The 18,452-nt window shown below is 37.6% G+C and carries 20 protein-coding genes and 1 riboswitch; of the genes, 15 read left to right on the top strand and 5 right to left on the bottom strand.

Going from position 1 to position 18,452, the window contains the following annotated elements:
• The first annotated feature begins 99 nt into the window (after positions 1–99).
• Positions 100–1,263 (top strand): MFS transporter, encoded by a 1,164-nt coding sequence (locus tag fad_RS06280; RefSeq protein WP_081142733.1) that lies wholly within the window; start codon positions 100–102, stop codon positions 1,261–1,263.
• A 2-nt stretch (positions 1,264–1,265) separates the two neighbouring features.
• Here fad_RS06280 and fad_RS06275 read toward each other — a convergent pair whose 3' ends face one another.
• Together fad_RS06275 and fad_RS06270 are read right to left on the bottom strand one after the other, a co-directional pair.
• A complete protein-coding gene (locus fad_RS06275) occupies positions 1,266–2,777 on the bottom strand; it encodes an AMP-binding protein (protein WP_081142731.1) in 1,512 nt (503 codons plus the stop codon).
• Positions 2,778–2,785: 8 nt separating this feature from the next.
• Positions 2,786–4,432 carry an acyl-CoA dehydrogenase family protein gene (locus fad_RS06270; protein ID WP_081142729.1) on the bottom strand — a complete coding sequence of 549 codons (1,647 nt, stop codon included), beginning with the start codon at positions 4,430–4,432 and terminating at the stop codon, positions 2,786–2,788.
• A 131-nt stretch (positions 4,433–4,563) separates the two neighbouring features.
• Between fad_RS06270 and fad_RS06265 the strand changes: the two genes are divergently transcribed.
• The 5 genes from fad_RS06265 to fad_RS06245 are packed head-to-tail and all read left to right on the top strand — an operon-like array spanning position 4,564 to position 9,425.
• Positions 4,564–5,337: a DNA adenine methylase gene (locus fad_RS06265; RefSeq protein WP_081142727.1), complete on the top strand. Its 774-nt coding sequence runs from the start codon at positions 4,564–4,566 to the stop codon at positions 5,335–5,337.
• A gap of 49 nt (positions 5,338–5,386) precedes the next feature.
• Positions 5,387–6,172 carry a DUF72 domain-containing protein gene (locus fad_RS06260; RefSeq protein WP_081142725.1) on the top strand — a complete coding sequence of 262 codons (786 nt, stop codon included), beginning with the start codon at positions 5,387–5,389 and terminating at the stop codon, positions 6,170–6,172.
• Between the two features lie 49 nt (positions 6,173–6,221).
• On the top strand, positions 6,222–6,479 hold the full coding sequence (locus fad_RS06255; protein WP_019841362.1) for a hypothetical protein: 258 nt from the start codon (positions 6,222–6,224) through the stop codon (positions 6,477–6,479).
• Entirely contained in the window at positions 6,476–7,399 is a 924-nt protein-coding gene (locus fad_RS06250; RefSeq protein WP_081142723.1) for a hypothetical protein, read from the top strand. Before fad_RS06255 ends, fad_RS06250 begins: the two co-directional genes overlap by 4 nt.
• Positions 7,314–9,425: a helicase HerA domain-containing protein gene (locus fad_RS06245; RefSeq protein WP_081142706.1), complete on the top strand. Its 2,112-nt coding sequence runs from the start codon at positions 7,314–7,316 to the stop codon at positions 9,423–9,425. Before fad_RS06250 ends, fad_RS06245 begins: the two co-directional genes overlap by 86 nt.
• Positions 9,426–9,449: 24 nt before the next feature.
• Here fad_RS06245 and fad_RS06240 read toward each other — a convergent pair whose 3' ends face one another.
• Together fad_RS06240 and fad_RS06235 are read right to left on the bottom strand one after the other, a co-directional pair.
• Positions 9,450–10,124, bottom strand: a complete 675-nt coding sequence (locus tag fad_RS06240; RefSeq protein ID WP_081142704.1) for a metal-dependent hydrolase — start codon at positions 10,122–10,124, stop codon at positions 9,450–9,452.
• Positions 10,125–10,206: 82 nt separating this feature from the next.
• Positions 10,207–11,307, bottom strand: a complete 1,101-nt coding sequence (locus fad_RS06235; RefSeq protein ID WP_081142702.1) for a glycosyltransferase family 4 protein — start codon at positions 11,305–11,307, stop codon at positions 10,207–10,209.
• 198 nt (positions 11,308–11,505) lie between these two features.
• Between fad_RS06235 and fad_RS06230 the strand changes: the two genes are divergently transcribed.
• The 3 genes from fad_RS06230 to fad_RS06220 all read left to right on the top strand — a co-directional run bounded on the left by fad_RS06230 (position 11,506) and on the right by fad_RS06220 (position 13,693).
• A complete protein-coding gene (locus fad_RS06230) occupies positions 11,506–11,772 on the top strand; it encodes a DUF211 domain-containing protein (protein WP_009886365.1) in 267 nt (88 codons plus the stop codon).
• Entirely contained in the window at positions 11,769–12,293 is a 525-nt protein-coding gene (locus tag fad_RS06225) for a hypothetical protein (protein ID WP_009886364.1), read from the top strand. Before fad_RS06230 ends, fad_RS06225 begins: the two co-directional genes overlap by 4 nt.
• Positions 12,294–12,395: 102 nt before the next feature.
• Positions 12,396–12,495, top strand: a riboswitch (TPP riboswitch).
• Positions 12,482–13,693, top strand: a complete 1,212-nt coding sequence (locus tag fad_RS06220) for an MFS transporter (RefSeq protein WP_081142700.1) — start codon at positions 12,482–12,484, stop codon at positions 13,691–13,693. It overlaps the preceding riboswitch by 14 nt.
• Here fad_RS06220 and fad_RS06215 read toward each other — a convergent pair.
• A complete protein-coding gene (locus fad_RS06215; protein WP_081142698.1) occupies positions 13,677–14,642 on the bottom strand; it encodes a uracil-DNA glycosylase family protein in 966 nt (321 codons plus the stop codon). The two genes, fad_RS06220 and fad_RS06215, sit on opposite strands and share 17 nt — an antisense overlap.
• A gap of 163 nt (positions 14,643–14,805) precedes the next feature.
• Here fad_RS06215 and fad_RS06210 point away from each other — a divergent pair, with 163 nt between their 5' ends.
• The 6 genes from fad_RS06210 (at position 14,806) to fad_RS06185 (ending at position 18,448) form a co-directional block, all read left to right on the top strand.
• Positions 14,806–15,480 carry a hypothetical protein gene (locus tag fad_RS06210; protein ID WP_081142696.1) on the top strand — a complete coding sequence of 225 codons (675 nt, stop codon included), beginning with the start codon at positions 14,806–14,808 and terminating at the stop codon, positions 15,478–15,480.
• 181 nt (positions 15,481–15,661) lie between these two features.
• Positions 15,662–16,132, top strand: coding sequence for a hypothetical protein (locus tag fad_RS06205; RefSeq protein WP_081142684.1), 471 nt, complete (start codon positions 15,662–15,664; stop codon positions 16,130–16,132).
• Between the two features lie 36 nt (positions 16,133–16,168).
• Positions 16,169–17,065, top strand: a complete 897-nt coding sequence (locus fad_RS06200; protein WP_081142682.1) for a dihydroorotate dehydrogenase — start codon at positions 16,169–16,171, stop codon at positions 17,063–17,065.
• A complete protein-coding gene (locus tag fad_RS06195; protein ID WP_081142680.1) occupies positions 17,062–17,805 on the top strand; it encodes a dihydroorotate dehydrogenase electron transfer subunit in 744 nt (247 codons plus the stop codon). Before fad_RS06200 ends, fad_RS06195 begins: the two co-directional genes overlap by 4 nt.
• A gap of 36 nt (positions 17,806–17,841) precedes the next feature.
• Positions 17,842–18,075, top strand: a complete 234-nt coding sequence (locus tag fad_RS06190; RefSeq protein ID WP_081142678.1) for a hypothetical protein — start codon at positions 17,842–17,844, stop codon at positions 18,073–18,075.
• A 34-nt stretch (positions 18,076–18,109) separates the two neighbouring features.
• Positions 18,110–18,448: a YidH family protein gene (locus tag fad_RS06185; RefSeq protein WP_081142676.1), complete on the top strand. Its 339-nt coding sequence runs from the start codon at positions 18,110–18,112 to the stop codon at positions 18,446–18,448.
• Positions 18,449–18,452 lie beyond the last annotated feature (4 nt).

The raw sequence follows: 18,452 nt of genomic DNA, 5'->3' as shown, positions 1-18,452 counted from the left end.
ACATAAAACCTTTTATGGGCATATTTTCACTCCTGCAGGCAAGTCAGGATTGCCGTTTATTGGTAAAATATTAATTAGTGTTTATAAATTACAAACGAGATGGCATTCAATATCACTGGTGGAAATAACAGGCATTACAGCGGAATTCTTGGCTCCTCAATAATGTCATTTTCAATGAATTCAACATTGCGATTTTTTATTCCTGTACTTATACCCCTGCTGGTATCATCCCTTAATATATCTGTATATCTTGGTTCCTTACTGATAACTGCATACTGGCTTGGTTACACGGTATTCCAGATTCCTGCCGGAATGATTTCGGACCGTGTGGGTGTATCAAAGGTCGCTAAAATATCATTTATTTTGATGGTTCTGTCATTTTCATTATTCTACTTTTTTATAGACTCCTATACAGGCATTTTCATTATACAGATATTGCTTGGAAGCTTCTCTGCAACAGTATACCTTTCTGACACTTCAGTTATACAGAAATGGCTTCCACAATCCAGCAGGGCAACCTTTGTAGGAATATACCAGACGGGATTTTTTATAGGAGCATCACTGGGGGAATACCTTATACTCCGCACACTTTCTATAGGTTTCCATTTTGCATTCATTGTTATTCTGTCAATACTTATTATTGCAACAATACTGAACATTGTATTTTTAAGGGAGCCGGAACATAATAAACTGGCAAAGCATGGAAAAATTGATAGAAAGATAATTTATGTAGCCATGATTAGATTTTCTGCAGGGTTTTTATATATAGGATTTATAACACTTTTCACCACATTTATTGTATTCGACCATATTGTGCCATATTCCAGCGCATACTTATATGCGTGGATTCCTGCCGCAGGTGGAATTATCACATCTCCCCTGGGCGGGATGATCTCAAGAAGGATGAAGCATGGAAAATCCATAGTATCTGTATTGCCAGTAGTCGCCCTTGCAGTTACAATAATTTATATAAACTACGCTCCTGTTTCTGCTATTTTTATTATATCATTCCTGTCCGGAATGTTTTATGGTCTCTATGCAGGCCCTTCAATGGGAATGGCATCTGACTTTAGCGGGAGTGATGCCAATCTTGCCTCATCCAGCAGCATACTGAATTTCAGTTCACAGGTAGGCGGTACGGTTTCCCCCCTCCTTATGGGATTCATGTTCTCAATATATGGAAATTTTGCTCTGGCATTCACTGCTGTTGCCGCAATTTCAATTATTACACTCATAATCCCCTTTATAAAATTAACATTTTGAAATTATTTTTTCATTTCCCTGAGCTTTGCTTTGTCTATTTTTCCAACACTGGTCATAGGCATTTCTTCTATGATAATAAACTCAACCGGAATCCACCACTTGTTAATATTTCCATTTGAGGCGTGAGTTTCCATAAATTGCCTGATCTCTTCAATTTCAATATCTTCCGAAGCTTTGACCCATGCAATGGGCCTTTCTCCCCATTTCTCATCAGCTATGGCGGTAACAGCCACTATTTCTATTCCTGGAAACTCAGATATCAGGGATTCTATGATCGACGTTGGGATCCATTCTCCACCACTTTTAACCACGTCCTTCACACGGTCCAGGATTTTTATTCCACCATCGGGTGTCATTTCACCAACATCACCTGTCTTGAACCACCCGTTTTCATAATCATGATTTTCTGGCCTATTAAGGTATTTTTCCGGAAGCCATGGGGCATTAATCCACAACTCTCCTATTGTTCCGTTTTCCAGTATATTCCCTGTATTATCCCTGACTGTGGCACTTACCATTGGAACAGGATATGTTACAGACCTTAAAGATTCATGCTGATCCGGCCTCCCAAGTGAAATAGATGTGGCAAGCATATCGGTTCCACCATATATTGTTGAAAATTTAATCCCATTTGCATTTAACTTTTCCGCCAAATTTTTGCTTATAGGGGAACCGCCTATTAACATTTTTATTCCATCCAGCCTGTTTTCCCTATCATGGGATAAGAGGTCATAAACCATTGTTGGTACAGCATTTATCCACGTTGCCTTATTCTCTTTTATTGCATCCAGGACATTCTCCGGATTATACTTTCCGGTGATTATATAATCTGCACCCAGATACGCAGCATGAAAAGCAGACCCCCATGACCATATGTGGTAAAATGGGATAAGAGATAATATAGTATCACTGGAAGTTAATTTAGCGGGTGTATTAAACAATCCAAGCTGGTAGAGAATACTTAATGCACCGTTTACAGATTTTTCGTTTGTATACAGCACTTCCTTGGGTTTTCCCGTTGTTCCAGAAGTAAATAATATGGAATAATTATCGTTTCCGGTGGTTTTCTCCTCCCTGTGCAAATCACTTGTAAGCAGGTCATGGAATTTGATATAATCTCCATTTTCAGACAGCGATACTATATGGTCGTCGCGGAATCCTTTGTATATGCCTGCATTCATAAACTCTTTCGATGCAAATACATATTCCGCCCCTGATTCTTTTACCGTTTCCATTGCCATATTCCATGGAAGTTTTATATTTACGGGATATATGATTGAACCTGTAAGGCTGGAGGCAAACAATAACTCCATAAACTCTATTGAATTATAATCAGCAACTGCAATCACTGTTCCTTTCGAAATGCCCATTTTGTTCATGGACGTTGACAGGCGCAAAACCTTTTCAAACAGGTCTCTGTATGTAATACTTCTGCTGCCAGATATAACTTTCTTTTCCGGAAAAAGGGATGAAGCTCTCTTCATTATATTGATAACTGTAAATCCATTGCCCATTTTACCACCTAATTTTTCAAGGACCTCTCCGCACCATCTATATGGATGATTCCATGGGCTTGCCCGATAGCATTGCTTTCATAATCCTCTTTCTTTACAAACCTTCTGGCGTATAATGATCCTGCCTTTACAAAATCATTGTTCCCGGTTTTATTCCCTATATGGATTAATAGAATAGCCGCCATGGAATGTCCCATAACTTCCATGCTATATTTTGCATGGAATTGTGCTTCCTCTACTCCCATAGATAATAAATTATCTATACTGTTTTTCAATGAATTGTAGCATGATTCTGCAGTAGCCGTCTCTTCCCTGATTTCAGATAGAATGTTCTTAAAGTCTGAGAGCAATTTTATGTGTGCCTTCTTTCTCATTATGGCCTCAAGCATATCAAGTGCCTGAATATTGCTTGCACCTTCCCATATGGGTGTTATAAGTGCCTCCCTGTGCCATCTTTCCACTGGAAATTCAGAGAGGAATCCTATTCCCCCATGTAGTTCTGTTGCCATCTGCGTAACTCTCGCTGATGAATCTGCTGTAATGTTTTTCACTATATGTGTCATAAGCCTTGTATAATTATATTCATCATCGTAAGGCGGCTTTGAATTTATGGAATTGTTGAATAGTTCAATGGATTTAAACGTAAGTGCTATAGACCCTTCCAGCAGCACCTCCATATCCAGCAAATCCTTTACTATTCCCGGATGTTCAATAAGCAGTTTACCAAAAGTCTTTCTTTTCCCCGTATAATAATAGGCTTCAAGGTACGCCTTTCTAGCTATCCCACAGGCTGCCGCAGCGTTGTCTAGCCTTGATACCATTAAATCCTCAGTTATATAGTATATTGCTTTCCCAGCATCACCTATCATATACGCTTCGGAACTATCAAGCTCAACCTCCCCTGAGGGAACACTTTTAGTAGCGCTTTTTTCTTTGAGTCTCCTGAGCCGGTAATTCAATTCACCATCATTGTTCTTTCTGGGAATCAGAAATAATGATAATCCTTTAGCTCCATGATTGTCTCCATGAAATGCAGATGTAAGTGCAACATCTGCAAGGCCGGCATTGCTTGCAAAATATTTATCGCCTGTAAGGTACCAGAGGCCATTTCCTGATTCAGCCCTGGTTTTATTTGCTCCGAGATCACTGCCTCCCTGAATCTCTGTAAACCATGTTGCACCGAGCAATGTATCTTTAGTATCACCTATCAGTCCGGGAACATAATCCTTCTGGAAGTCCGGTGCATATTTATGTATGGCATATGCTGTCTGGTGTGTAAGTGTGAGTATGCAGTATATGCCGGGGTCTGCTACCAGATACCCCATCGCGTAGTGCTCCATTATAGATTTCCCATGAAAATATGGCCTGCTTATGCCATACTCACGTATCAATTTGTCAAGGACATGCTTTTCCATCGGGCTAATCAGTATGCTATCTATCCTTTTTCCGTCTATACTCCACATCTTCTGCAATGGCTGTGAAACTTTGTCTATATAATCTGTAGTTTCATACAGGTCTTTCCCGGCATATGCTCCCAGCGGGCTGAGATTTAGATGCTTTCCCATATAAAATTCAAGTATTTCCTGGAATGGCTTATCAATATCATAATGGTTTTTTCCATATATGCTGGATAGAAAAGAATATGTATCATCCATATTCATACAACTGCAATTTATATATAAAACCATTGATGTGGCTATTACTTCTTTTTCCAGGATTTTGTCTCTGCTGGCATGCCAGTACTACCATAAATTAAATACGAGATGTGCATAACATTAAATCTCATATGTTGAGAATAATGAAATACCCTGGATCGAAAACTGCCATAGTAGGTGAAATACAGCGGTTGTTTGACATATCACAATGCACCAGGTTTGTTGACGTGTTTTCCGGTTCAGGTTCTGTGATCATCAATATCCATGCCGGGATTGAGGTATACAATGACCTTAACAGGGAACTTTTTATATTATTTAATTCACTTAAAAATAACTTTTCGCAGCTTTACAGGGCAGCCGATGCCGTGGCACGGGACAGAAAAATGTTTTTTGACTATTATGATGGTAGAATAGTTATGGATACGGGAAATCCAGAGATTGAAAAGGCTTTTTCAATTTTTTTTAATTTTAACACCGGTTTCGGGGGAATGGGCAATAGCTATGGAAAGAAAGACAAATCACTTTTCGGCACATATAGAAAGAATGTATCCAACCTTCTTAAGGCGGAATCAAAAATAAGGAAGATGAAAATAGAAAATATGGATTTCCGCGAAGTTATAGACAAATATAATGATCCGGACACATTTTTTTACCTGGACCCTCCATATCCCGGAAAGGACTGGTATGTGCACAATTTTCTTGAAAGTGATTTCATTGAGTTGAGGAATACTCTGGGTAGCATTAAAGGCAAATATTTAATGAATTTTAATTCCACGGATAAACTCCCTGTAAAAGTATTCGGCAAACCCTCGTTTGTAAAGGAATATGAAAATGAGAATGGTAAACCGGGGGAAACAAATGCAAGAAAAGTATCATTTTATACCAATATGAATGTAAAAATATAATGCCATTGGGATAAGAATTATTATTTATTGTTATCCAATTACATTATCCATGATTTACCGTACAGGATGCTCGGGCTGGAGCTATGATTTCTGGAAAGGAAAAATTTATGATTACTCTGAATCTCCATCTAACTACCTCAGGGACTATGCCAGAATATTTGACACTGTGGAAATAGATTCTACGTTCTATGCAGCACAGAATAGTGAAACAGTGGAAAAATGGGCTTCATCTGTACCTGAGAACTTCCTTTTTTCCCCTAAAATGCCACGTAAAATAACACATGAGTCACGCCTTGAGAGATGTGAGGACGATCTTGCCTATTTCATGAAAAACATATCCTTGTTAAATAACAGGCTTGGCACTGTGCTTATCCAGCTGCCTCCGGACTTTCCAATTAATACTGGTGTTCTGGAGAACTTTATAGAGCTGCTTCCCAACAATATCAAATATGCTATTGAATTCAGGCATCCTTCGTGGTTCATAGATGAAGTCTATGGAATCCTCCGGAAATCAGGAATAACAATGGTATGGTCGGTCCTGGATTATATAAAAACACCTGAAATTAAAACCACTGAAAACCTTTATGTGCGCTTTCTAGGGAACAAATCGCTTGAAAAGAAAGACCTTGGGGAAATAAGAATAAACAGGCACAGAGAAATTGAACAATGGATTGGAAAAATTAAAAAGCAGGATTCAGGCCAGGGTACAGTTTTCATATATGCAAACAACCATTATGAGGGCTTATCGCCGGATACCATCAAATTTATCAGGCAGGAACTCGGGTTGCCTGCATCCGGTAATATGCTGATGGACAGGCAAAAAAAGCTTTTCTGATACATGTTTTTTTCCGTTATTATTTTATATTTTCGTATTATTACCAAAAATGTTAATTGACTACGCCATTGCATCAATCAATGCAATGATGGGAAGAATAGATGATATAGTTATATCAGTATCTGCAGTTCTTATTACTCTCCTGTGGATACCGATTGCACTAAACTTCTTCAGTACTGATGAGAACAAAAAAATAATGGCAAGGGAACGGCTTAAGAATGCTGCTATAGGCACAGTAATATTTATTATGGCAATCAGCGGCATATTATTTACCGTTTTCAATTATGTAGTTACCGGTAAAGTATGACCTATACCTCAATTTTCCAGGAAATTGTAAAGGCTATAATAGACCTCTCTCGACCTTCAATAGAATTGCTATGGCATATGATGGTAAAATACGGACTTAACCCGGAATATTCCTATGAACAGTTTATAAAGGGGAATTCCCCATTCATTAATTTCTATAACTATCTTTTTTATAATGTTTATTCAGACGTTATTCTGGGAATAATAACAATTTCTGCCCTAGTTATGCTTGTATACAACTCATTTATAAAGCCATATCCGCCCGCTAAATTTTTAATAAAAACATTCGCCGCCATCATACTTTTTGAAGCATCCTACAGAATATCCATGTTATTTATCAGTATTTCCCTGGTATTTTATAATAATATATATTCGTTAAAAACAAGCTGGTACGGACTGGAATTTTCCGGGCTGTCTTTCTCAAATAGCCTTATATCAATTCTATTTACCGGAACATTTGTCATGGCAATTATGCTCCTTTTCGGCATACTTATAATCAGGCAGGCCCTAATTCTGTTCTTTATTCTGCTTATGCCGGCAGCATCTTTACTGTTGATTATCCCGGGCAGCGAAAAGCAAATACTAAAACTGTACAGGATTTTCTTTGAACTTGCATTTTTCCCTTTTTTTACCATAATTATTCTTTATCTTATAGGCCTATTCAATAATCCATTTCTTGAAATTGGATTGATTTATGTAGCTGCAACTGCACCATTGTTCTTTGTTACCGAAATGTACAGGTATTTCCAGGGAACTATGAATTTTCTTAACGCAGATGCGGCTGTAACTGAAATCTCCTCCGGAATTGGCGATATAAATCCTGTTTCTGTGCTGAATGGAGGAATTAATTTCGGCATTGATCCGGATACATCAGAAAGCCGGATACCTGGAATTATCGACGAAAATGGTGGTATACATTAAAATTCCTTCAAACGTTTATAATTTTAAATCATACATATACGGAATGCCTGTGGAGAAATTTGTTATCATACTTTCTGGAGTATCCATGGCGGCAATACTTTTCACCATATCATTGCCTGTCACTATTTCTGCCGTTGCAATATATTTCGGGTTTATGGCATACATTAAATTTGACTTCTCAAACATTTATAAACTGAGAAAACTCTATTTTCACGGGGTAGCAGGGCATAATATAAAATTTGTCCGCAATGGGTTTTTATTCTGCATCCTGGGGCAGGATATATTTTCAGCAGTGGAAATAGAAAATCGAGAATTATATACAGATAGCCAGAAACCAAACCATATAAGGGCCATAATGAATGTAATCGATAATCTGGATTGCAGTGCAAATATCATAACAAAAACGAAAGTTTACAACGGCAAAAATTATTACAGAACTTTTGTTATATTAAAAACACATGGATCAGCCATTGAAACATCCATGGATTTATTGAAAAGAAACATATCTGCTATCGTTTCAAACACTGCCCTGCATGGAAAAGCTGTTGATGATGAAAATACAATTAAATCAATATTTCCTGCAAATGTAAACCCGGAGTTAAAATATATAGGTGCCGGCGGGTTTTACATGGCATACTTTGATCTGCTAGATACAGATTATTCCCAGGATTTCTTTTATCAAACCCTTATTGAAAAAATGGGTTTTACGGTTGAAATTAACATGGAAATCAACCGGATTAAGAACCATGAGATGCAGGTTAAAAGGCTTCTGGCGTCCAGGAAAGCAGAAATAGTTTATACAAAAACAGGGCATTACGCCGGGCTTATAAAAAAACAGATCTCTGCACTGGAATATATGTCAGGGAAAGAGAAGCTATATAATGCTTCGGTGAGGTTCTCTGTAATATCAGAGCACCCGGCTATTCTCCGCTCTAATGCCGAAACATTCAAAAAAACAATGGAATCTGCAGGATTCAGGTTAAAAACTTTCAATTATTTTAACAGGAATTCATTCAATCCACTTGAACTGCAGGGGCAGGGCATTAAATATATGCTGGATTCTGCTTCAATATCAGAACTCTTCCCATGTTCATTTACGCCTATTCCAGATCGGGCAGCGGAACCACTTGGAATCAATGCAATAACCGGGAAGCCATTTTACTTCCAGCCATTCATGGGCAATTCATATAATATTGCCATAACAGGCGAAACAGGTTCCGGAAAATCTTATTTTGCAAAAAAATTGCTGGATCAGAATCGGAATGCGAAGGTTTATGTCATTGACCCGCTAGGAGAATACTCTTACGGGCACGTGATAGACCTATCTCTTGGGGACTATGTAGATTTTATGATTGAAACACCGGAAATGGCAAATATTATATCAACCGCCATAGCAAAACTGACAGGCATAGGTGAAAACAATATAACCGGAATTTTAACAGGATTAATGTCAAAATCCGGTGTTGCCACGTTCAATGAATTGATTTCTGAAATCAGGCTGGGCTATTCTGGAAATAAAAGTACACAGGGAGCTGTTTACAGTATGCCATTCAAAACACCTGTAAAACTTGAAGGAAATTTTACAGTATTCAGGTTCGGGCATAAAAATGCAGAAATCCGTGATGCGTTCTTCGATCTGGTATTCAGCTATATAATTTCTACAGTTGAAAAAGAGGAGGGAGAGAAAATAGTTGTTATGGATGAAAGCCACCTATTTCTTAGAAACTCCCGGGAGGCCGAGATTATAGATATGCTTGCCAGAAATTCCAGGCACTTCCGGACTTCTCTCATAACGGTAACACAGAATATAAATGATTATTATATGAATAACTATTCAGAATCCATACTTATGAATTCTATAAACTATTTTATATTCAGGCAACACGGAAAGATTAAAAGCAGTATGTTCCTTGGCTATGAAATTGATCCATCGGGCCTTGCGGGCGGGAGTTATTCCACCTATTCGGAATGCTTTTATTCAACAGGATCGCTAATAAGAAAAGTAAAAATATCTGAGGAAAAATAAAAATATTGCTGTTTTATTGGATTTTTATAGCTTGAAAGGCCTTGCGATCTCCGGAACTATTGCCTTAATACCACTCCTTTCCGCTTTCTTCTGAAATTCTGAAGCATCTGCCTTAATCGGAGGGAATGTGTTATAATGCATAGGTATCGCATTTTTTACTTTAAGAAGTTTCAGTGCTTCTATTGCCCCATCCACATCCATTGTATAGTGGCCGCCAATGGGCAGCATTGCAACATCTGGATGGTAAATTTCTCCTATGAGTTCCATATCTTTAAAAAATGTGGTATCGCCCGCATGGTATATTTTTAGATCACCATTATCGATAATAAATCCCATTGCTTCACCGGCATATGCGCCATTGTAACTTGATGAGTGTATTGCCGGAACCGCAGTTGCCTTCACACCATTATATTCTATTGTGCCTCCGGGATTAATGTCTATTGTTTCAACATTTTCCTTTTTAATAATTTCAGAAAGCTCAAAAGAACATACAATAGGGCAACCATTTTTTTTAGCTATTGTTACAGCATCCCCTGCATGGTCAAAATGACCGTGGGTAACGAGTATCAGATCAGCTTTAATACTATTAACATCCTCGCTGCTCAGCGGGTTTCCACTGAAGAACGGGTCAACAAGTATGTTAACAGCATTCTTTATTGAGAATCCAGCATGTCCGTGCCATATAATTTCTGTTGCCATAATGGTTCAATTTCAATATAATATAAAATTTTTAGTTTTTTAAATTTCAATGATAGAGTTAAATATTCTCTGCAAGCGCATATCATTCACTATAATAGGCATTCTTCATTTTATTATAAAACTGTGGCAGCACAACGTCCCATCCATATTTGCCCGCAATATAATTGTGCATTTTAATCCTGTTTTCATATTTTCCCGTGTATTCGATTTTCCTATCCAGATCTTCCAGTGATTTCAGTATTGCACTTTCTGTGCTTTCTATATATTCAAGAAAATTCATTTTTTCAATATCATCAAATCGCGGCCTCAATGATTCTGACCCTATAACATAGAGCCCTGATGATAGAGCTTCCAGTACCACATTTCCAAAATTCTCCAGCATAGAGGGGAAAATGAAAGCATCCGAGTTCCTGTATATTTCTGCAAGCTTTTCATTGTCCGGGTTTTTTACATAATTTACATTTTTAACCGGTGTTGAAAAAAGTGATTCCAGTTCACCTGACCCCACAACTGTGAATTCAATATTTAGAAGATTCTGTTTAAATACGTTAACGATTTTATCTATTCCCTTTGATTTTTCCAGCCTTCCAACGAATAGGAGGCGAATTGAACTATGGGCCCTTTCGGATGGAAAGAAATGTGAAGTGTCAACTCCATTGGGGACACAGAAGGTATTTTTGAATGGGGCCAGATTCATGTTATAGCAGTTTATGAGGTGCATTGCTTTGATTTTCCTGAATATGAGCTTATCCTTAATCAATGCATATATTGCATTATTTAGCGGTTTAATCCCTGTATAACTGGATGGTATGTTCCCATGCTCACTCCAGACAAAAAATTTTCCGTGTGCAAATAAATAATAATAATCATCGTTTGTAAGGTAAATTACCTGTGAGTTGTTTTCAATGTTTCTTATAACCCTGTAGTTTAAGAGCCTATCAAATTTTAAAATAAAAGGTGCCATTGCCCTTACGAGAAAATTTAACTTACCTGATGTGGATATGATAAGTTTTGAATAGACAGAATTTATGCCATAAACATCTTTATTGTTACCCCCGGGAACACCCTGAAGCACTATTTTTTTGAAATCATCTGTAGTATAAGAATTATAGCGGGCTATAGTCTTCTCTATCCCGCCATTGTAATCCAGGCTGGAAGGTATCACAAATGTTATGGCAATCATTAAATTTGATATGCAATTTAATATAAAAATATATGCCGCAAATTTGCTATGGTTAAGTTATGATTGCATAGAGCAGGTATAATTTTCTGCAAAAATATATTTAAAATTGCAAAAGGTTAATAAATCATAATTTAATAGTTGATTTAAATAGAGAAGAATGAAGCCCATGGCTGAAATGCTTCGAGGTTTGAAATATATATGAATCTGAGGAGAATTTTACTGGATGTAGACAAAGGATTGAATAGGCCAACACTGACTGAACTTGCCGGTTCCATCGAAGACGTGCCGGGAGTAGATGCCGTGAAAATTACGGTTACTGAAATGGACATGGAAACCATGGGTACCAGCATCACGGTAGAGGGAATAAATATTAATTATAATTATCTCATAAAAGTGATAGAAGATATGGGGTGCGCTATACATTCTATTGACGAAGTTATCACGGGAAAACACATAGTAAAATGAATAAAAAATATATATTCCCTGTTAGTATCGGGCTTTCCGATGGAATTATAACTGCATTGATACTTGCCTCAGGTGGGATAATAGGAAAGAGCAGTATCGATCTTTTCCAGGCCTTCAGGATATCATTTGGCTCATCTTTTGCAGGAGCCTTCAGTTATTTTATCGCACAGTATGCAGGTTTGAATGAGGAACTGCACAGGACAGCACTGCAATTGAACCTTAAATCTACGGATTACCTTTTAAAGGGGCATCTTGGCATAGAAATATTTGTTGAATCACTTCTGGGGGCATTAATCGCAGCTTTTTTCGGTTTCCTTGGAGCTTTAATACCCTTATCTTCATCACTTATCGTTAGAAATAATATTGAAATTCCATTATTCCTTTCATATTTATCACTGGCCGTGCTTGGGCTGTTCATAAGCAAAACAACTGCAGGCAGGGCAAAATTCTGGATAGTGGTAATGGTAATTGTGGGAATTATAGTAACAATTGCAGGTTATGAATTGAAATTAATAGTCTGACCCTCCAATTTTCCATAGAATCCGGCCCCATCATTTATATGCAAAATAGAGCTGATAAATTTCTACCGGGCAAAATTTAAATATTGCTTGAAAATAGCCTGTTAAATATCCAGGGGGAGCTATTATAGCTGAGAGGATAGGGATCGACCCCGGGAACCTGATCCGGCCAGTACCGGCGGAGGGATTGGATGAAAGATTTAGAAAATATACACCTATCAGAAAAAATAAGCAGAATGCCATGGAACAGTAAGCACTGGATTATTTTCTTTACAGTATCAATATCATTTTTTATGTGGGGAGTTACACTGGCAATAGCACCATTGATAACAACATGGTATTTTGTCCCGCAATTTTCATATTATTATATTATCGGTGCTGCACCTGCCGGCCTGCTTGCTGGGAATATGTCCATGGGTTATATCTCGGACCGCCTGGGGAGGAAAAATATCTTCCTTCTGACTATGGGCATAACAGTCGCTGGCCTTATAGGAATCGGCGCATCCTACAATTACATCGCACTTATAATATTTGTATTTATTGCGGAGTTCGGGCTTGGTGGAGATGAAACACTCTCACTGGCAATACTGATAGAATACCTTCCATTAAAAAGCAGGGGGTTTGCAATTGTAGAGTCCTCAAATATGGCAAACATTGGTGTTACTGCAATATCCGGGCTTTTTCTTGTATACCCTTCATCCGTGATAACACAGAAGATCCTGCTGATAGCTATTGCAATTATAGCAGGTGGAGCAGCCCTATTTGCCAGGTACCACATGGAAGAAAGCGGGCTATGGAATCTTAGCAAAAAATTAAATGAAAAACTTGAAATTACTCCCAGAAACACATTGAAATTCCTGGCGCTTACATTTATGGGGATGGCAATAATAGTGGGATTTGCATTTTCAGATCTTGTAATTGGCCCATTCCATTTTCCTGAAGATACAGGGCTGATTATATTCTTTTCCGTTCTTGCAGAATCTTTAACGGGAGTAATAGGTGGCTACTATCTGGGAAAAAGCAAAAGGAAATCTATAGCCATTACAGGGTTTTCAGGGCTTCTGATTTCCTGGGCAGTTATTATAATATTTTTAAACTCAATTATAGCAAATTTATACCTTCTGTTATTGATGCTGGCTATCAGTTCCATATTCGGGGAAATTGGCTGGGCAGCCAGAGAATTGCTTGAACCTGAAAATTTTATCAGCAAATACCGTGGGCGTGGAATAGGAATTATCAGGTCTGCCGGCTACGTTCTGTATATAATATTTATATTTGCCCTTATAAACGCCAGTATTTCAACATACGCCTATTTTATTCTTGCTGTATACATAGCCGGATTTGCCGGATCATTGCTGTATGCTGGAACTGGAAAAGAAACCCGGTTCATTCCCGCCCGTTGACAATCTTCTCCAGAGCCCTGAAATCAGATCTCATGATCTCTATATTTGCTGGATTCCGCAGGGCAGCGGCAGGATGCAGGGTTACATAATATTTATCCATAAACAGCTTTCCATGTTCTTTCATTATGCTTTTAACCTGCGCCAGTGTACGGGCAGCAACTGCACCTAGCAGGACAATTATTGCAGGATTGACTATTTCAATCTGTTTCATAAGATAAGGAAGGCAAAGGGCTATTTCCTCATCAGATGGTGCCCTGTTTTCCGGAGGAAAGAATTGAACTACACTGGTGATATAGAGAGACTCGCGATCCGTGTGCAATTCATCAGTTATAAGGCTTTCAAGAAGTTTGCCGCTTCTTCCAACGAATGGTTTTTTCATTATATCCTCATTTCTTCCCGGTGCCTGGCCTACAATAAATATTGCAGCATTTAAATTTCCTTCTCCCGGAACAAAAACGGTGCTTAAATCCCATTTCCTGCCTCTGTAAATTTCACCATACTCTTTATTCAGGACACGCATCCTGTCTAATTTTTCAATATACGTGCTTGTATATTCAAGCAAGCCTTTCTGATTGCCGAATCTGAGCGCCTCCATTGCCTCCTGATAGTTTAGCCATACATAACCACGGTGTTCATTTGATACTTTTACTGTTGTATCAGGTGAAATTTCGGAAAGATACATGCCAACATGTTTTAGAATTTTAGTTCCCTTATATGTAAAAAAATAATCAATATTGTAATAGAAACCAGGGACAAGATTTCCCGGCTGCAAACACACGCCGGATTCCTCACATGTCTCCCTTAATGCCGCTTTTACTCCATCTTCTCCTTTTTCAATATGCCCTTTGGGGAAGTCAAGCCAACCCTCTTCCCTTTTGAGCAATAGATATTTATATTCATTATTGAATTTAGAGTATACGACAGTTCCATAACTGAATTCTTCTCTCATAGATGTGTTATTTAATTATACTATAAAAAATAACACAGGCACACTGGAAAATAAAGTTTATTTGCCTTAAAAATTAATTAATCATGGTAATTTAAAATTAATGGTTCCACATATTTTAAAAGGCAATAACAAACTCTTTATTTAATAATTGCTAGCACAATAGATGAAAACATATGCCGAAATATACCCTTCAAAGAATCTGAATAATATAAACGACGCCATTGATGCTCTGGAATCATTTGATGGGTTTAATATACCTGACAACCCACTGGGGTATCCTACAATGCCACCGGAAGTTATAGGCTATATTATAAGGCAGAAATTTCCAGGAAAAGACATTATAATAAACCAGAGGCTCAAGGACATAAATGAGTTAAAAGTGAGGTCTATAATAACCGCATCTAAAGCAATAAACGCATCAATTATATTTACGCAGGGGGATACTCCAAAATTCGGGAAAGAATTCAATGAAGTTAGTTCATCATATGCAATGAAGCTTGCCATACACCGTGGCGTAGAATCCGGGCTTATCCTAAGCTTTAAAAAGCCATTGAATGAGATTCTCCAGAGAATGCAGCTAAAATCAAATATTTTTCTTGTAATAAACATGGATAACCCTTCCATGCTGGAAAACCTGGGCACATCAAGGCTAATTCCATATATTATAGTAAAAACTAAAAAAAATGCAAACATACTGAATAAGATAAACCAGACTTCTGTGGATCTGGAGGATCTGGCTATCTACATGGACACACTTAATAAATACAGTCTTAAAGGCGTTTTGTTTTCAGTTCCCGGTGATAACGAAACAATGGAAAATATACGTGATTATTTTTAAATCCATTTATACATTGCCCCGGAAATAAAGTTTCATTGTTAAGTACCTTTACGTTTCTCAATTATATAGCTGGATATTTTATTTTTATCTATTTTGCCACTGTACCTGTTCTATGTTGAATTTAAACTTAAAATCTGGACTCTGACAAAAATATTAATATTGTTTGGTATCATATTATGGCGTGTACTGCGTAACAATTAAGGACAGAAAGGTAGCAAATTATGAAAACATATACCAGATTCTGCAGTTAAAGGTTGATTTAATATTTGTGATAGATTACGATGCATTGAAAAACAGGTACTTAAATCTAAAACTATATGAGGAACTTGCGAAATTTTTCGAACTGACAGTAATGAATTACCCGGAAACAGAAAGTGATCTCATGGATACCATAATAAATGGTGCTTCTGTGGTTGTTGTAAACAACAATCTTACATTTAAGCGCATAGCAAAGTATCTGGAATTTACCCAGAATATTGCCATGAAATACCGGTATATAGACACATGTATTTATTTTGCAGAAAAAGGCGGGAATATGTATCTCACGGATAAGGAAATAATGCTACCATACACACTCGCCTATAGTGCCAGGGGATTTCCAATTAAAAACTCAGTCCAGCTACAGAATTTTCCACCAGATTTGATGGATTAGAATAATTTAGATATAAAGAATAAATACTGAATATATATGAAATTAAAGCCAGATATAGGCATAGGTGCGGGCAACCCCTTTATCCTTGCTTCAGGAATACTTGACGCAAATGGCTACACTATAAAAAGAATTCTCGAAAATGGTGCCGGAGCCGCAGTTACCAAATCTATCGGTTCCGAAGAAAGAAAAGGTTTTGACCCTCCTGTAATTTACAGCGATGGCCGTTCTGTAATCAATGCAATCGGGCTTTCAAATCCAGGCATAGAAAATTACGGGCAGGAAATAAAAATAGCCACATCTTCTGGCAAACCTGTAATAGGAAGTATATTCGGGCAAACCCCAGAAGAATTTGCAATGTTAGCAGGAAAAATGCAGGCATATGGCGCATCAGCAGTTGAGCTTAACCTTTCATGCCCCCATGTAAAAGGATATGGGACGGAAGTCGGCTCAGACCCGGAACTTGTTTCTGCAATAGTGTCAGCGGTAAAATCCCGGATTAATATACCTGTATATGCAAAACTATCGCCGAATACCTCTGACATGCTGGAACAGGCAATTGCTGCTGGAAAGGCTGATGGATATGTACTTATAAATACTATAAAGGCAATGAAAATTGATATAAATACAGGGAAAGCTGTGTTGAGCAATATATATGGCGGTCTCAGTGGGAAATCTATAAAACCTGTTGGCATCAGATACGTATACGAAGTTAAAAAGGAAACAGGAAAAACTATTATAGGTGTGGGTGGCATTAATAATTTCGAGGATGCACTGGAATATATTATGGCTGGTGCATCGGCAGTGCAGATAGGGTCAGCAATTTCACAGGCAGGAATTGGAATATTTGCAAATCTAACAAAGGAACTGGAATCATACATGGAGGCAAATTCAATAGATAATATTGAGGAACTTGTGGGGGTGGCCATAGAATGAAATATTTCACAATTAAAGAGAACATAAGGGAATCACGGGATGTAAACACCCTGACTTTTGAGGATGATATAAAAATAAAGCCCGGGCAATTTATCATGGCATGGGCTCCCCGTATTAACTATATACCATTATCTTTTTCATCTGTTTCACAGATAAAGAGTATTACAGTAAAGATATACGGAGAAGCTTCTGCATATCTTGCGGGATTGAAACCCGGTGATAAATTATTTTATGATGGGATTTATGGTAATGGCTATGATGTAGTTCAGGGGAAAAAACTGCTAATAGGTGCTGGAAGCGGAATTGCATCCCTGATACCTTTGATTGATGAAGATACAACAGGAATAATTTCAGGGAAAACAGGGAATGACATACTTTTCAGTTCTAAATTTAAAAAGGAAAAGCTGCATATTGTTACAGATGACGGGTCTATGGGAAAGAAAGGCTTTGTAGCAACAGCAATGGATGGACTTGATATTGAAAGTTTTGATATGGTCTATGTCTGTGGCCCCGAAATTATGATGTTTTCGGTGTTAAATTACCTTAAGGGCATGAAAGTGAATTGCCAGTTTTCCCTGGAAAGGTCAATGAAATGCGGCATAGGGCTGTGTGATTCCTGTTCCATAAATGGATTCCAGGTATGCCGTGACGGCCCTGTATTTTCCATTGAGAAATTGAAATCTATGGACGAATTCGGAAGGACAAAACTTACGTCCTCAGGCAAACGTGTATCTGTTTAGAAAATATTTAATAACCCTGTACAATTATAATGATACATGGCAGATGGAAGCATAGAACAGGAATGTGTTTTTAACAGGGCAGGAAAATGCTATTTTCTTGAATCCAGTATTACAGCATGTTCACTCTGCTTTAATTTTAAAACATTCAATATGTTAGGCAAAAAAAGGAAGATATACTATAACCTGTTTGATTATTTAAAGGAAGCAAATCTCTCTGAAGGGCTTTTCCCCAGCAATGATAGTGAACAGGATTCATTAAAAAATTTATAATAAATGTTATATCATCCAGTGTTATGTAATGAGAATGTCATCCGATACAGATCATTTTGCCAACAAACGAACATTTCTGGCATGGATGAGGACAGGCATCTCATTAATGGGTTTCGGGTTTGTAATAGCAAAATTTGTTATATTCCTGCACGCCCTTGAGAATAAGCCAACCTCATCCTTCAGCACCTCATTAATTGCCGGGGAGGTTATGATAATTGTCGGGATTATAACCATTGGATATGGCTTCTATGAATATTATTCCAATGAAAAGGATATAGACAATAATAAATATTATTCAAGGACGACAGAACTTTTTGTATTTACCGCCATAATAATAGGAATGGCAATACTGCTCCTTCTGTTTATAATATAAAAAA

Origin of the sequence: Ferroplasma acidiphilum (assembly GCF_002078355.1) — an archaeon.
GTDB classification, from domain to species: Archaea; Thermoplasmatota; Thermoplasmata; order Thermoplasmatales; family Thermoplasmataceae; genus Ferroplasma; species Ferroplasma acidiphilum.
Note: the sequence above shows the minus strand (reverse complement) of the source record. Positions and strands in the feature narration are given on the sequence as shown.

What these genes read in the sequence shown, in the direction of transcription:
- fad_RS06260 (WP_081142725.1), top strand. Translation starts at nt 5,387, where the DNA reads ATGATTTACCGTACAGGATGCTCGGGCTGGAGCTATGATTTCTGGAAA.
- fad_RS06200 (WP_081142682.1), top strand. Translation starts at nt 16,169, where the DNA reads ATGAAATTAAAGCCAGATATAGGCATAGGTGCGGGCAACCCCTTTATC.
- fad_RS06190 (WP_081142678.1), top strand. Translation starts at nt 17,842, where the DNA reads ATGGCAGATGGAAGCATAGAACAGGAATGTGTTTTTAACAGGGCAGGA.
- fad_RS06280 (WP_081142733.1), top strand. Translation starts at nt 100, where the DNA reads ATGGCATTCAATATCACTGGTGGAAATAACAGGCATTACAGCGGAATT.
- fad_RS06185 (WP_081142676.1), top strand. Translation starts at nt 18,110, where the DNA reads ATGTCATCCGATACAGATCATTTTGCCAACAAACGAACATTTCTGGCA.
- fad_RS06265 (WP_081142727.1), top strand. Translation starts at nt 4,564, where the DNA reads ATGTTGAGAATAATGAAATACCCTGGATCGAAAACTGCCATAGTAGGT.
- fad_RS06220 (WP_081142700.1), top strand. Translation starts at nt 12,482, where the DNA reads ATGAAAGATTTAGAAAATATACACCTATCAGAAAAAATAAGCAGAATG.
- fad_RS06215 (WP_081142698.1), bottom strand. Translation starts at nt 14,642, where the DNA reads ATGAGAGAAGAATTCAGTTATGGAACTGTCGTATACTCTAAATTCAAT.
- fad_RS06225 (WP_009886364.1), top strand. Translation starts at nt 11,769, where the DNA reads ATGAATAAAAAATATATATTCCCTGTTAGTATCGGGCTTTCCGATGGA.
- fad_RS06250 (WP_081142723.1), top strand. Translation starts at nt 6,476, where the DNA reads ATGACCTATACCTCAATTTTCCAGGAAATTGTAAAGGCTATAATAGAC.
- fad_RS06230 (WP_009886365.1), top strand. Translation starts at nt 11,506, where the DNA reads ATGAATCTGAGGAGAATTTTACTGGATGTAGACAAAGGATTGAATAGG.
- fad_RS06235 (WP_081142702.1), bottom strand. Translation starts at nt 11,307, where the DNA reads ATGATTGCCATAACATTTGTGATACCTTCCAGCCTGGATTACAATGGC.
- fad_RS06245 (WP_081142706.1), top strand. Translation starts at nt 7,314, where the DNA reads ATGGAGGAATTAATTTCGGCATTGATCCGGATACATCAGAAAGCCGGA.
- fad_RS06240 (WP_081142704.1), bottom strand. Translation starts at nt 10,124, where the DNA reads ATGGCAACAGAAATTATATGGCACGGACATGCTGGATTCTCAATAAAG.
- fad_RS06275 (WP_081142731.1), bottom strand. Translation starts at nt 2,777, where the DNA reads ATGGGCAATGGATTTACAGTTATCAATATAATGAAGAGAGCTTCATCC.
- fad_RS06195 (WP_081142680.1), top strand. Translation starts at nt 17,062, where the DNA reads ATGAAATATTTCACAATTAAAGAGAACATAAGGGAATCACGGGATGTA.
- fad_RS06270 (WP_081142729.1), bottom strand. Translation starts at nt 4,432, where the DNA reads ATGGATGATACATATTCTTTTCTATCCAGCATATATGGAAAAAACCAT.
- fad_RS06210 (WP_081142696.1), top strand. Translation starts at nt 14,806, where the DNA reads ATGAAAACATATGCCGAAATATACCCTTCAAAGAATCTGAATAATATA.
- fad_RS06255 (WP_019841362.1), top strand. Translation starts at nt 6,222, where the DNA reads ATGTTAATTGACTACGCCATTGCATCAATCAATGCAATGATGGGAAGA.